This window comes from Gordonia phosphorivorans, assembly GCF_042432625.1.
GTDB lineage: Bacteria > Actinomycetota > Actinomycetes > Mycobacteriales > Mycobacteriaceae > Gordonia > Gordonia phosphorivorans.
Window position 1 is genome coordinate 49,023 of sequence record NZ_JBHLWV010000020.1, and the last position, 13,757, is coordinate 62,779.

A 13,757-nucleotide genomic window follows, 5' to 3' on the forward strand; every position below is an offset into this window, starting at 1 on the left:
ACACACGAAGAACCGCCCCGCACCTCGACAAGAGGTGCGGGGCGGTTCTCGTCGTCTCGCCGCCGGTCAGCCGGCGTCGACGAGGCGGGCGCGCAGCGAACGCTCCACCCCGGCGCGGCCCTCGACGATCAGGCGGGCCAGCGCCGGCGGCAGCTCCTGCGCCAGGAAGGCGTCGGCGGCGGCCAGCGCCTGCTCGCTGATGTCCCACGAGGGATACAGCCCCACCACCACGGTCTGCGCCACCTCGCTGGAGCGGCGCGCCCACAGCCGGGCCACCTCGGCGAAGTAGCGCTCGGTGTAGCCGGCGAGAAGCGGCGCCTGGCCGGGGGCGACGATGCCCTCCACCATGGCGCGCACCGTCACATTGGCCACCGAGTCGTCATCGAAGGCGGTGGTCCACGCCTGCTCCTTGGCCTCCGGCAGGGGCCGCGCGGCGCGGGCGGCGGCGGCGTGTCGGGCGCCTGCTGCGGTGTTGTCGCGCGCGGCCTCGGCGTCGATGGCGGCGGCGTCGGCCACCCCGGCGCCGGCGAGGGCCTTGACCAGCTTCCAGCGCAGCTCGGCGTCCACGGTCAGCCCGGGCAGTCCCGCCGTCGCCGGATCGGCGTCGTCGAGCAGTGCCTGCAGCACCGCGATCTCCGCGGCGCCGGGCACCACGGAGCACAGTGCGGCGACGAAGGCGAGCTGGTGGTCGGAGCCGGACTCGGCGGCCCGGGCCAACTCCAGCAGCCGGGCCGCGAGGGCCGGGCGCCCGGTAGCCGCGGCCCAACCGGGCTCGCTGTAGGCCTCCAGCGCCGTCGCCGCCTGCAGGAGCACGCGCTGGACCACCCCGACCTCGGTCTCGGCGCCGATGCCGGCGCTGACCAGGGCGATGAAGTCGCGGGCGCGCATCTCTCCCTGGCGGGTCATCTCCCAGGCCGCCGACCACACCAGGGTGCGCGGCATCGGTTCGACGATGTCGGCCACCCGCGTGGTGGCGGTGGCCAGGGACTCGGGGTCCAGGCGTACCGCGGCGTAGGTGAGGTCGTCGTCGTTGAGCAGAATCAGGGCGCCGCGATCGACTCCGATCAGCTCGGGCACCTCGGTGCGCTCACCGTCGACGTCGATCTCCACCGAGTGCGTGCGAACCAGGCGACCGTCGGCGTCGTCGTCGTAGACGCCGATGCGCATGCGGTGCACGCGCGTCTCGCCCGCGCCGGGTGCCGCACCCTCCTGCACGACGGTGAAGGCGGTGAACCGGCCGTCGTCGTCGACGCGGAAGTCCGGACGCAGCACGTTGATGCCGGTGGTCTTGAGCCACTGATCGCCCCAGCCGGACAGATCGCGTCCGGACGCCCGCTCCAGTGCACCGACCAGATCGGCGAAGGTGGCGTTGCCGAAGCGATGCTCGTCGAAGTATTCGCGCAGTCCGGCGAGGAACGGTTCCAGCCCCACGTAGGCCACCAACTGTTTGAGGACCGAGGCGCCCTTGGCGTAGGTGATGCCGTCGAAGTTCACCTCCACGGCGGCGATGTCGGGGATGTCCGCGGCGATCGGGTGGGTGGAGGGCAGCTGGTCCTGCCGGTACGCCCACGACTTCTCGACGTTCGCGAACGTCGTCCAGGCGTTGGTGTACTCGGTGGCCTCCACCTGGGACAGCACCGAGGCGAACGTCGCGAACGACTCGTTGAGCCACAGGTCGTCCCACCAGGTCATGGTGACCAGGTCGCCGAACCACATGTGCGCCATCTCGTGCAGGAGGGTCTCGGCGCGACGCTCGTAGAGGTAGCGCGTCACGCGGGAGCGGAACACGTAGTCCTCCAGGAAGGTCACCGCACCGGCGTTCTCCATGGCGCCCGCGTTGAACTCGGGCACGAACAGCTGGTCGTACTTGCCGAAGGCGTACGGGATGCCGAAGGTGCGGTGATAGAAGCCGAACCCCTGCTTGGTCTCGGTGAACAGGCGCTCGGCATCCATGAACTCGGCCAGCGACGCCCGGCAGAACAGGCGCAACGGAATGGTCCCGTGCTCGTCGACGTACTCGTCGGACCAGACGGCGTACGGTCCCGCGATCAGCGCGACCAGGTAGGTGCTCATCACCTCGGTGGTGGCGAAGACGTGCTCCACCCCGCCGTCGGCGACCGGATTGCGCTCGGCCGTCGCACCGTTGGAGATCACCTGCCAGTCGGCCGGTGCCTGGACGGTGATCGAGTACGTCGCCTTCAGGTCCGGCTGATCGAAGCAGGCGAACATGCGCTTGGCGTCGGCGGTCTCGAACTGCGAGTACAGGTACACCGCGTGATCGGCCGGGTCGACGAAGCGGTGCAGGCCCTCGCCGGTGTTGGAGTAGGCGCACCGGGCCACCACCGACAGCACGTTCTGCTCCGCCAGGTCGGGCAGCGCGAGCCCGACGGACTCGTCATAACCGGACACATCCAGATCGATGCCGTTGAGGTTGGCCGACTCCAGGTGCGGGGCCACCAGATCGATGAAGGTCTGGGCGCCCCGCTCGGCGGCGAAGGTCACCACCGTGTGGGATTCGAAGGTCTCCGGACCGGACGTGAGATCGAGGGTGATCCGGTAGTTCTGGACGTCGATGGTCGCTGCGCGCTCGGCGGCCGCAGCGCGAGTCAAATTGGGTGCAGTCACCCGTCCGACTGTAGTCCCGCGCGCGGGGTCAGGGAGCGAGGAAACCGCCCACGCCGGGCAGCGACGGCTGCGCGGCATTGGGGTAGGGGCGCGAGCCGATCAGGTGCGTGCTGAGCACGATCTGCCCGGATCCGGTGGCGACGTCCCGGTACCGCGGCGTGGGATCGAGGAAGTTGGTGCACGGCTTGACCGTGGCGTTGCCGCTGCGGCCGTTGGTGGTGTTGAGCCAGTTGATCGACACCAGCGCGCCGCCGCCGCTGGCCGAGCAGGTCGTCGCCGGGAACGGCGCCGCCAGGCGGGTGCGGCCGCGTGTGCCGGTGGTGGCCGCGGTGACGTTGCCGAGCGCCGGCATCGGCACCACGAGACCGCTGAACTGGAGGCCGATCGCGGGCCACTGCACCACCGAGATCGGTGTGCCGGAGATGGTGACCGCACCCGGCGGGGCCGCGTCCGCGGGTGCTGCGGTCAGGGCCGTGGCCGCAGCGGTGGCGACGACGGCGGCGCCGACCAGTGCGGCGCGGGCACCGACGGCGGTCCGGGTTCGTGAGCTGGTCATGGTGACGGTCCTTCGCTGTTGAGCGTTCCCCGACCTCCCCGCTCCACGTAACCAGACCTCGGGTGTGACGGCAACCACTCGGGCGGTGGCCGCGTCGGGGTGGCGCGGCGAAGTGCTTGAATGGGGACATGGCTGATCGCGATCGTGTGGATTTCTGGTTCGACCCGCTGTGCCCGTGGTGCTGGATCACCTCGCGCTGGATCCTGGAGGCCGCGCAGGTGCGGCCCATCGACGTGAACTTCCACCTGATGAGCCTGGTGGTGCTGAACGAGGATAAGGACATCTCCGCGGAGTACCGGGCGTTCCTGGTCGACGGGATGGCGCCGGTGCGGGTCCTGGCCGCGGCCGCCGATCGGTACGGCGAGGACGTGCTCGACCGGCTGTACACGGCCATGGGCACCGAACGACACAACCGCGGCAACACCGACGCGTCGATGATTCCCGCGGCCCTGGCCGCCGCAGGCTTGGACGCGGACCTGGCGCAGGCCGCCGATTCCACCGACTTCGACGCGGCGATTCGCGCCAGCCACCACGCCGGCATGGACAAGGTGGGCCAGGACGTCGGAACGCCGACCATTCACGTCAACGACGTGGCCTTCTTCGGGCCGGTGCTGTCCCGGATCCCGCGCGGCGAGGACGCCGGGCGAGTGTGGGACGGCGTGGTGGCCCTCGCCGGCTACCCGCACTTCTTCGAACTCAAGCGCACCCGCACCGAGGACCCCTCGTTCGACTAGCGCGTTCCTAGAACTTCGGCGGCGACTGCAGTCCGTTCGGGAGAATGCCCGGCGCAGGCCGCGCCGAGGACACCGGCTCGTCGATGTCGAGGATGTGCCCGCTGCCGATGCCGCGCGTGGCACGTCGCGGGCGCAGCACGATCGCGCCGGCGCGCGTGCGGTCACGCAGCGCGGCGGCCCGCCAGGTGAGCACCGGGTGCGTGGACAGCAGGTTGACCAGCGTCACGAAGAAGCCCTTCTCCATCACGGCGCGGTCGGCGAACTGATCGAAACTGACGGCACCGAGCATGTATTTGCCGGCCGCCATCACGCCGATCGCCGGGGGCGCCCCGGCCGGACACGTGTAGTAGCCGTAGTTGTCGGCGGTGTACTCCTGGGCGCGCGAGAGCGTCGAACCCAGGATCGGAATCGACATCACGGTGCCGGTGAGCAACTGGCGCCAGTACGAGGTGTGGCCGGCCGCGATGTGGCCCACCTCGTGGGCGATGATGAACTCCAGCGCCTCCGGGCTGCGCGCGGCGCCGCCCACTTCGAACAGATCCGAATAGATCACGATGTAGCGCCGAAAGCCGTGGCCGGAGGCGAAGGCGTTGATCGCGCCGTTGCCGTTGACCACGTAGCCGTCCGGCACGTATCGCAGGCCGTAGCGAGCGGCCGCGTCGACCATCATGCGGTAGCCCTCGGGAAACTGCGTCGGCGTCATCTGCACGGCGCCGACCCGCTGCTGCGCGAACAGCGTGCCGCGGGCCACCAGCAACAGCACCGGCAGGGCCAGCACCAGCAGGAAGTAGTCGCTGATCTGGCCGATCGCGACCAGCGTCAGGACCGTGAGGTAGCCGCCCAGGCTCAGCAGGATCACCAGGACCAGCATGGGCAGTTCCCAGGGATGGAATCGAGGGCGGCCCGAGAAGACCGCGGGCGGTCGCCACAGGGCGTTCGGGCCGGGTACGTGCGGCGGCGGCACCACGACGGAGGGGTCGACGATGCCGGGGACCGAGGGGATGGGCGCGTGGGTGTCCACGACACCAAACTATAGTGGCGGCATGCGGATCTACCTGGGTGCTGACCATGCCGGTTTCGAACGAAAGAACGAGATCGCCGATCATCTGCGCGCCGCCGGTCACGAGGTGATCGATTGCGGTGCTCACGAATACGACGCCGTCGACGACTACCCGCCGTTCTGCCTCGAGGCGGCCGAGCGTGTCGTCGCCGACCCGGGCAGCCTGGGCATCGTGCTCGGCGGCAGCGGCAACGGCGAGCAGATCGCCGCGAACAAGGTCAAGGGCGCCCGTTGCGCGCTCGCATGGAGCGTGGAGACCGCCGAACTCGCCCGCCAGCACAACAACGCCCAGCTCATCGGGCTCGGTGGCCGGATGCACTCCAAGGAGGAGGCGCTGGCCATCGTCGACGCCTTCGTGGCCACCCCGTGGTCGGAGGAGGCTCGCCACCAGCGTCGCCTGGACCTGATCGGCGAGTACGAGGCCACCGGCGAGAAGAACCTCCCGCAGGCCTGATCGTCACCCATGCCCGAAGGCCACGCGCTGCATCGGTTGGCCCGTCGGCAGCAGCAGCAGTTCGGCGGCCAACGGGTCCGGGTCAGTAGCCCCCAGGGGCGGTTCGGTCCCGAAGCGGCCCTCCTGGACGGGAAGCGGTTCACCGCCGCCCAGGCCTGGGGCAAGCATCTACTCTACACCTTCGACGACGGCGACCCGGCGACGGGCAACGCGATGGTGCACATTCACCTCGGGATCTACGGCGCCTTCACCGAGGAGACGCTGCCGATGCCCGATCCCGTCGGTCAGATCCGGATGCGGATGGTCGGCGACGACCTGGGAGTGGACCTGCGCGGGCCGAACGCCTGCGAGCTGTACACCCCGCCGGACCTGGAGGCCCTGGTGCGGCGTTTGGGGCCGGACCCGTTGCGTGCCGACGCGGACCCGTCCCTGGCGGCCGCGGCGATCGCGCGCTCACGACGGGCCATCGGTTCGCTGCTCATGGATCAGAAGGTGATCGCCGGGGTCGGCAACATCTATCGCGCCGAGGTGCTCTTCCGCGCCGGTATCGATCCGCTGCGGCCGGGCACCACCGTCACGCCGGAGGAGTTCGCCGCGATCTGGGCCGATCTGGTGGCGCTGATGGAGGTGGGTGCCCAGCGCGGGCGCATCCACGTGGTGCGCCCGGACGACGATCACGGCGCCCCCGCGTACGCGTCGAATCGTCCGCGCACCTACGTGTACCGCCGGGCGGGGGAGCCCTGCCGATTGTGCGGCACCCCGATCGCCTGGCAGGAGCTGGAAGGACGGAACCTCTTCTGGTGCCCGTCGTGCCAGAGCTGATCGCCCGACTATCAGCGACGCCTCAGGAAGCGGTGGGGCCCCTGTCAGGTGGCCCCGGCACAGTGGGGTGATGACTCCAGTCCACCGCGCGGCCTCGTTCCGCCCCCGCCCGGTCACGGTGCTCGCCGTGGGCGGGACCGGGGAGTCCTTCGACGGTGACACGCGGACCGAGGTCACCGGCATGCTCGCGGCGGTCACCGACGAGCTCGACGATCGCTTCCGGTGCCGTTGGGTGCCCTATCCGGCCAGTTACGGGCCGAGTCCGCGCCTGGCCGGCGACGACTACCAGACCAGTGTGGCCGTCGGCGTGCGCGCCCTGCGTGCGGCGATGGCCACCGCCCGCGCCGCCGACCCCGCGGGCGCCCTCATGCTCATCGGATACTCCCAGGGCGCCGTCGTGATCCGCACGCTGCTCGCGGACGCGAGCGCGGCCTCGGAGGAGGCACTCCTGGACTCGGTGGCGGCCGTCGGCTTCGTCGCCGACCCGCACCAGCCGCCGGGCGTCGTCGCCGGATGCGACGGGTGGGGCGTGGCCGGTCCGGGCCCCGCGCTGCCGTCGTCGATCCCCGCCTGCTGGGTGGGCACCCCCGGCGACGTGATCTGCAATGCCAGTCCCGACTCGCTGATCCGCGACCTCGCCGACCTGTCCGCGGTGTTCTCGGTCCGCGGGCTCGGCCGCTGGGCGGGGGAGGTCTACACCCGGGTGCGTGCGGCGGAACTGCAGAACGCCGCACTGACCGCGATCTCGCCGCGGCAATGGCGCACCGACCTGGGCCGACTGGCGGTGGCCGCCCGGGAGGTGCGCGGCTATCTGCCGTCGCGGCTGTCGGTGCCCGGGCTGCGCTGGTCCAATCCGCTCGGCGGTCGCCACGTCAGCTACGACAGCGAGCCCTACCGCCGCGCCCCGCTGACCGACCCGGACGGCACCGGTTGCGAAGCCCTTGCGCACTGGCTGCAGGTGCACGCCACCCTGGGCCTGTCGGCCAGACCCCAACGATGTGCGGCGTGAGCCGATGCGAAACGAGGCCCCTCCCGAATACGGGAGGGGCCTCGTTGGTTCCGGGGAACCGGGGTCAGCCGTTGTACTTGCCGCCGACGGTGCCGCGCACCACGATCGGGGTGCCGGTCTCGATGTTCTCGTAGACCCAGCGACCGTTCTCGGTGCTCACGTTGATGCAGCCGTGGCTCACGTTGGTGTTGCCCTGCTGGTTCACCGACCACGGAGCGGCGTGGATGAAGATGCCCGAGTTGGACATGCGGGTCGCGTACTCGACGTAGGTGCGGTAGCCGTCCGGCGAGTCGATCGGGACACCGTACGTGGAGCTGTCCATGTACATGTCGCGGTACTTCTCCATTGTGCGGTACACGCCGTTGTCGGTGGGGAAGCGATCCGAGCCCATGGAGATCGGCATCTGCTTGAGGTACTTGCCGTCCTTCCACCAGTAGATGGTGTGGGTGGCGTCGTCGGCGAGTGCGACGTAGCCGGTCTTGGTGGACACGTTCGGCATGGCCGGCACGCCGGGCACCGAGGGCTCGGTGGTCTTCGGCTTGGGCTTCTCCGGCGAGGTCGGCAGGCCCGGGATCTGCGGGACGTCGATGGTCGGACCACCCGGGAAGATGGTGACCTTGTCGGCCGGGTTCGCGGCGGCGACAGCGGGTACTGCGAGAGACAGGGCAGCGACGCTCACGGCGGCTGCGGCGAGTCGGGCAGTGAGGCTGTTACGTCGGCCCGAAGTCTTGGCGTTAAGCAATGGTCAAAACCTTCGTTCGTTGTCATGGATGACGTCCCCCCGAGACGTACAGGAAGCATCGTTACACAACCGTTGCGATGCCGCCATGTTTAATCGGCGGCACGTCGCCGGCTGCGGGCCACGATCGGCCACGAATGGGCAGGCCCGGCCCCGAAACGGGGCCTTCGGTGACGTGACTCACGATCTCCGCGAAATGTCCGGCCAGCGCCCTTCAGAAGCAGAAGAGTCGCGACCTCGTCTGTTCGACGATGTCGCGACTCATCCAGGCGAGCGGGTGACGGGAATCGAACCCGCGTAGCTAGTTTGGAAGACTAGGGCTCTACCATTGAGCTACACCCGCGTTGCTCGTCGGGCCGGAGAATTTCGGACCGCTCGTGCGAGGTGGAACATTACTGCAGGGCGATCCGGATAGGCAAAACACCTCCCGCATGTGGGGGTTCGGCGGGTCGACCCGTACTATGTGCGATTGGTCGTGGCGACGTCTGTCGCGGCCTTTCGGGATGTGGCGCAGCTTGGTAGCGCATCCGCTTTGGGAGCGGAGGGTCGCAGGTTCAAATCCTGTCATCCCGACCATACGAGTCACCGACGAGCACAGGTAACAAAAAGGAGCACCAACGTCGTGAAGAGCACCGTCGAGCAGCTGAGCCCGACCCGAGTCAAGCTGAATGTCGAGGTTCCGTTCGAGGAGCTGTCCGGCGACTTCGACCGGGCCTACCAGGCGCTGGCCCAGCAGATTCGCATTCCGGGTTTCCGTCCGGGCAAGGCCCCGGCCAAGATCATCGAGGCCCGCGTGGGTCGCGAGGCCGTCCTGGAGCAGGTCGTCAACGACGCCCTGCCGGCCAAGTACAGCCAGGCCCTGGCCGAGACCGAGACCAACGCGATCAGCCAGCCCGAGATCGAACTGGGCGACCTGGTCCACGGTGAGCCGCTGACCTTCAGCGCCGTCGTCGACGTGCGCCCGGAGATCACCCTGCCGGAGTTCGCCGAGATCAAGGTCCAGGTGGACCCGATCGAGATCAGCGAGGCCGACGTTGAGGAGCAGCTCGAGTCCCTGCGCAGCCGCTTCGGCACCCTGGTGGGCGTCGAGCGCGGCGTGGAGAACGGCGACTTCGTGTCGCTGGACCTGGCGGCCACCGTCGACGGTGAGCCCGTGCCGGACGCCAGCACCGAGGGCCTGTCCCACGAGGTCGGCAACGGCGACCTCATCGACGGTCTCGACGAGGCCATCACCGGCCTGAAGAGCGGCGAGACCGCCACCTTCACCACCACCCTGGTGGCCGGCGAGGTCGCGGGCCAGGAGGCCGAGGTCACGGCGACCGTGCAGTCGGTCAAGGTGCGCGAGCTGCCCGAGCTGAACGAGGACTTCGTTCAGATGGCCAGCGAGTTCGACACCGTCGAGGAGCTCCGCGAGGACGTCCGCCGCCAGGTGGCCGACTCCAAGAAGTACGAGCAGGCCGGTTCGATCCGCGACGCCGTGCTCGACCAGCTGCTCGAAGACGTCGAGTTCCCGCTGCCGGAGAAGGTCGTGGCCGACGAGCTCGAGGCCACCCAGCACCAGCTGATCCACGCCCTCGGTCACGACGACGAGCAGGTCGCCCGCTTCCTCGAGGCGCAGGGCAAGACCCGCGAGGAGTGGGACGCCGAGTCGACGGTGGAGGCCGAGAAGTCGGTGCGCACCCAGCTGCTGCTGGACGCCATTGCCGACGCCGCCGAGACCGAGGTGGACCAGAACGAGCTGACCCAGCAGATCATGCTGCAGGCCCAGCGTTACGGCATGCCGCCGCAGGAGTTCATCCAGCAGCTGCAGGGCGCCAACCAGATCGGTGCGCTCTACGCCGACGTGCGCCGCAACAAGGCGCTCGCCGGAGTGATCGGCGAGGTGACCGTCACCGACACCAACGGCGACGTCATCGACACCGAGACCTTCTTCGGTGGCGCCGACAGCGACGACGAGGGCGACGACGCCGAGGCGTAATCGCGCGCGAATACCAACCGGCAGTCGGCCGGGACCGGACACCCCCGGTCCCGGCCGACTGCATCTCGGCGGCGTTCGAACGGGGCCGGACCGGGTTCCGCTGTCAGCGAATCGGCGGGGTGTGCGGAACAATTCGGGGGGTCGAAGTGATTAATGTCGGTGACAGCTTTCAAATGCGGCTCAGGGCCTTCGACTGTGATGGCCGCCAAGAGGAGATGGGACTTTCTACTGTGAGCAACCTGTACACGCCGCCCGCCATGAGCTCGGGGGTCGCCGGGCTCAACCTGACCGACTCGGTGTTCGAGCGGCTGCTGCGTGAGCGCATCATCTTCCTGGGCACCCAGGTCGACGACGACATCGCCAACCGCCTGTGTGCGCAGATCCTGCTGCTGGCCGCGGAGGATCCCGAACGCGACATCAGCCTCTACATCAACTCGCCGGGCGGCAGCGTCACCGCAGGCATGGCGATCTTCGACACCATGCAGCTGGCCCCGTGCGACGTGGCCACTTACGCGATGGGCATGGCCGCCTCGATGGGGCAGTTCCTGCTCGCCGCCGGCGCCAAGGGCAAGCGGCACGCCCTGCCGCACGCGCGGATCATGATGCACCAGCCGTCGGCGGGTATCGGTGGTACCGCCGCGGACATCGCCATCCAGGCCGAGCAGTTCGCGGCCACCAAGAAGGAGATGAACCGGTTGAACGCGGAGTTCACCGGTCAGCCGCTGGAGAAGATCGAGGCCGACGCCGATCGCGACAAGTGGTTCACCGCCGACGAGGCCAAGGACTACGGCATCGTCGACCACGTGGTGACCAGCGTGTCCCGCCCGGGCGCATGAACCCGGCCGTCCGCCCGACCCACCACCTCATCGGAGAACCCATGTACAACGACCTTCCTGCCGACGTCCGCGCCGGCATCCCCGATTCGGCCCTGGCGCTCAAGCAGATTGAGGCGCGCTACATCCTGCCGTCGTTCATCGAGAACACCCCGAACGGGCAGCGGCAGTACGACCCGTACGCCAAGCTCTTCGAGGAGCGCATCGTCTTCGTCGGCACCCCGATCGACCAGACGGTGGCCAACGACGTGATGGCGCAGCTGCTGGTCCTGGAGAGCCAGGATCCCGACCGCGACATCACCATGTACATCAACTCGCCCGGCGGCAGCGTGCCCGACATGCTGGCTATCTACGACACCATGCAGTATGTGCACTGCGACATCGTGACGGTGTGCCTGGGTGAGGCGGCCTCGGCCGCAGCAATCCTGCTGGCGGCCGGCACCCCGGGCAAGCGGGCCGCGCTGCCCAACGCCACCGTGCTGATCCACCAGCCGCGCACCGGCGGCGCGTACCAGGGACAGGTCTCGGACCTGGAGATCCAGGCCGCGGAGATCGAGCGGATCCGTAAGCGCCTCGACGAGATCCTGGCCCGGCACACCGGCCAGGAACCGGCCAAGATCCGTCAGGACACCGATCGCGACAACATTCTGACCGCCGATCAGGCCAAGGATTACGGGATCGTCGACGAGGTCTTCGAATACCGCAAGAAGTCCGCGCGCGCCTAGCCCCGGTCGTCCTCGAGCACTCGGGCTCGGGTGGTCGACACGCCGGACGGCTCGGCCCCGGCAGTGCACGCCCGAGCCCGTAGGCTCGGAGGTCCCCGAGCAGGCGTTCGCAACGGAAATCAGATAGACGAGCAACACGCGCAGGTACCGTTGAGGTACGCGCCGATCAGGAAGTGGTGGTGGCCCAATGGCACGTATCGGAGATGGCGGCGACCTGCTGAAATGCTCGTTCTGCGGTAAGAGCCAGAAGCAGGTCAAGAAGCTCATCGCGGGGCCGGGGGTGTACATCTGCGACGAGTGCATCGACCTCTGCAACGAGATCATCGAAGAGGAGCTGGCCGAGACCAGCGATGTGAAGCTCGACGAGCTGCCCAAGCCCGCCGAGATCCGCGAGTTCCTCGACACCTACGTGGTCGGTCAGGACACGGCTAAGCGCACCCTGGCGGTGGCCGTCTACAACCACTACAAGCGCATCCAGGCGGGCGAGAAGAAGGACGCGCGCGGCGCCGAGTCCGTCGAGCTCGCCAAGTCGAACATCCTGATGCTCGGGCCCACCGGCTGCGGCAAGACCTACCTCGCGCAGACCCTCGCGAAGATGTTGAACGTGCCGTTCGCCATTGCCGATGCGACGGCGCTGACCGAGGCCGGGTACGTGGGCGAGGATGTGGAGAACATCCTGCTGAAGCTGATCCAGGCCGCCGACTACGACGTCAAGCGTGCCGAGACCGGCATCATCTACATCGACGAGGTGGACAAGGTCGCTCGCAAGAGTGAGAACCCGTCGATCACCCGGGACGTCTCCGGTGAGGGCGTGCAGCAGGCCCTGCTGAAGATCCTGGAGGGCACGCAGGCGTCGGTGCCCCCGCAGGGCGGCCGCAAGCATCCGCACCAGGAGTTCATCCAGATCGACACCACCAACGTGCTGTTCATCGTGGCAGGCGCCTTCGCGGGCCTGGACAAGATCGTCGGCGAGCGGGTCGGTAAGCGCGGCATCGGTTTCGGCAACGAGGTGACCAGCAAGAACGAGATCGACACCTCCGATCACTTCGCCGAGGTGATGCCCGAGGACCTGATCAAGTTCGGGCTGATTCCGGAGTTCATCGGTCGTCTGCCGATGATCGCCTCGGTGACCAACCTCGACAAGGACGCGCTGGTGTCGATCCTCTCGGATCCGAAGAACGCCCTGGTCAAGCAGTACTGCAAGCTCTTCGACATGGACAACGTGGAGCTGGAGTTCACTCCGGACGCGTTGGAGGCCGTGGCCGATCAGGCCATCCATCGCGGCACCGGTGCCCGCGGGCTCCGCGCCATCATGGAGGAGGTGCTCCTGCCGGTGATGTACGACATCCCCAGCCGCACCGACGTGGCCAAGGTGGTCGTGACCGGCGAGACCGTGCGCGACAACGTGCTTCCCACGGTGGTGCCGCGCAAGAAGCGCGAACCCCGCGAGAAGTCGGCCTGATCGTCGACGCAGCTGTGAATCGAACGCCCGGACCGGTAACGATCCGGGCGTTCGGCTTTTCGCTACGGTGGGATGCATGGGAATCTCACATCGCCGTACCGCCGTCCGTCGTTATGCCGCCCGGAGCGCAGCCGGTCTCGTCGTGGCGGCGGCCACCGCGTTCGCGCTGACCGCGTGCGGGAGCTCTGACGACGCCGATGAGATCAAGGTGCCGCTGAAGAACGCGGCGGGCGAGGAGATCGCCACCGCCGAGTTCGAGTTCGAGAACGGCTACGTGACCGTCGAGGTGCGCACCACCGGGCCGGGCAAGCTGACGCCGGGCTTCCACGGTCTGCATGTGCACTCGGTGGGCAAGTGCGAGCCGAACTCGGTGGCCCCGGACGGCGGCGAGCCGGGCGACTTCCTCTCCGCCGGCGGCCACTTCCAGGCGCCCGGCCACACGGGTCATCCGGCCAGCGGCGACCTGTCGTCGCTGCAGGTGCGCAACGACGGTTCGGCGTTGCTGGAGACCACCACCAGTTCGTTCACCCGCGCCGACCTGGAAGCCGGTTCCGGAACGTCGATCATGATCCATTCCGACAGCGACAATTTCGCGAACGTGCCGGCCGAGCGGTACAAGCAGAACGACGGCACCCCCGGGCCCGACGCCAAGACCATGGCGACCGGTGACGCCGGTTCGCGGGTGGCGTGCGGTGTGATCTCGGCGGGTTCCGCGCAGTAGCACCGATCCCGTCGATCGCCCTTGCACGGAGCCCCCGTA

General features: G+C 68.7%; 13 protein-coding genes and 2 tRNA genes. 10 read left to right on the forward strand and 5 right to left on the reverse strand.

The genetic code is table 11. The annotated features are described in order from the left end of the window. Window positions 1-66: 66 nt before the first annotated feature. Together pepN and ACFFJD_RS09485 are read right to left on the reverse strand one after the other, a co-directional pair. Window positions 67-2,625, reverse strand: coding sequence for an aminopeptidase N (gene pepN / locus ACFFJD_RS09480; RefSeq protein ID WP_382363461.1), 2,559 nt, complete (start codon window positions 2,623-2,625; stop codon window positions 67-69). Between the two features lie 28 nt (window positions 2,626-2,653). After that, entirely contained in the window at window positions 2,654-3,181 is a 528-nt protein-coding gene (locus ACFFJD_RS09485; protein WP_382363463.1) for a hypothetical protein, read from the reverse strand. 128 nt (window positions 3,182-3,309) lie between these two features. On the opposite strand from ACFFJD_RS09485, the gene ACFFJD_RS09490 reads away from it, so the two are divergent. Next, window positions 3,310-3,915, forward strand: coding sequence for a mycothiol-dependent nitroreductase Rv2466c family protein (locus ACFFJD_RS09490; protein WP_382363465.1), 606 nt, complete (start codon window positions 3,310-3,312; stop codon window positions 3,913-3,915). A 7-nt stretch (window positions 3,916-3,922) separates the two neighbouring features. Here the strand turns inward: ACFFJD_RS09490 and ACFFJD_RS09495 are convergent, their stop codons facing one another. Further along, window positions 3,923-4,936 (reverse strand): M48 family metallopeptidase, encoded by a 1,014-nt coding sequence (locus tag ACFFJD_RS09495; protein WP_382363467.1) that lies wholly within the window; start codon window positions 4,934-4,936, stop codon window positions 3,923-3,925. Window positions 4,937-4,958: 22 nt separating this feature from the next. On the opposite strand from ACFFJD_RS09495, the gene ACFFJD_RS09500 reads away from it, so the two are divergent. The 3 genes from ACFFJD_RS09500 (at window position 4,959) to ACFFJD_RS09510 (ending at window position 7,260) form a co-directional block, all read left to right on the forward strand. Next, window positions 4,959-5,429 (forward strand): ribose-5-phosphate isomerase, encoded by a 471-nt coding sequence (locus ACFFJD_RS09500; protein ID WP_382363469.1) that lies wholly within the window; start codon window positions 4,959-4,961, stop codon window positions 5,427-5,429. A 9-nt stretch (window positions 5,430-5,438) separates the two neighbouring features. Next, the gene (locus ACFFJD_RS09505; RefSeq protein ID WP_382363471.1) at window positions 5,439-6,251 is read left to right on the forward strand and encodes an Fpg/Nei family DNA glycosylase; all 813 of its coding nucleotides are present in this window, start codon (window positions 5,439-5,441) and stop codon (window positions 6,249-6,251) included. A gap of 70 nt (window positions 6,252-6,321) precedes the next feature. Further along, a complete protein-coding gene (locus ACFFJD_RS09510; RefSeq protein WP_382363473.1) occupies window positions 6,322-7,260 on the forward strand; it encodes a cutinase family protein in 939 nt (312 codons plus the stop codon). A gap of 64 nt (window positions 7,261-7,324) precedes the next feature. Here the strand turns inward: ACFFJD_RS09510 and ACFFJD_RS09515 are convergent, their stop codons facing one another. After that, the gene (locus ACFFJD_RS09515) at window positions 7,325-8,002 is read right to left on the reverse strand and encodes a L,D-transpeptidase (protein WP_382363475.1); all 678 of its coding nucleotides are present in this window, start codon (window positions 8,000-8,002) and stop codon (window positions 7,325-7,327) included. Window positions 8,003-8,271: 269 nt separating this feature from the next. Next, a tRNA-Gly gene (locus ACFFJD_RS09520) sits at window positions 8,272-8,342 on the reverse strand. Between the two features lie 156 nt (window positions 8,343-8,498). On the opposite strand from ACFFJD_RS09520, the gene ACFFJD_RS09525 reads away from it, so the two are divergent. From ACFFJD_RS09525 to sodC, 6 genes are all read left to right on the forward strand, one after another. After that, a tRNA-Pro gene (locus ACFFJD_RS09525) sits at window positions 8,499-8,575 on the forward strand. Between the two features lie 46 nt (window positions 8,576-8,621). Beyond that, entirely contained in the window at window positions 8,622-9,977 is a 1,356-nt protein-coding gene (gene tig / locus ACFFJD_RS09530; RefSeq protein ID WP_382363477.1) for a trigger factor, read from the forward strand. 215 nt (window positions 9,978-10,192) lie between these two features. After that, entirely contained in the window at window positions 10,193-10,813 is a 621-nt protein-coding gene (locus ACFFJD_RS09535; protein ID WP_382363479.1) for an ATP-dependent Clp protease proteolytic subunit, read from the forward strand. Between the two features lie 41 nt (window positions 10,814-10,854). After that, window positions 10,855-11,535 (forward strand): ATP-dependent Clp protease proteolytic subunit, encoded by a 681-nt coding sequence (locus tag ACFFJD_RS09540; RefSeq protein WP_382363481.1) that lies wholly within the window; start codon window positions 10,855-10,857, stop codon window positions 11,533-11,535. A 187-nt stretch (window positions 11,536-11,722) separates the two neighbouring features. Continuing rightward, on the forward strand, window positions 11,723-12,997 hold the full coding sequence (gene clpX, locus ACFFJD_RS09545; protein WP_382363483.1) for an ATP-dependent Clp protease ATP-binding subunit ClpX: 1,275 nt from the start codon (window positions 11,723-11,725) through the stop codon (window positions 12,995-12,997). 76 nt (window positions 12,998-13,073) lie between these two features. Next, complete coding sequence (gene sodC, locus ACFFJD_RS09550) at window positions 13,074-13,718, forward strand: superoxide dismutase[Cu-Zn] (protein WP_382363485.1); 645 nt, start codon at window positions 13,074-13,076, stop codon at window positions 13,716-13,718. Window positions 13,719-13,757: the final 39 nt, after the last annotated feature.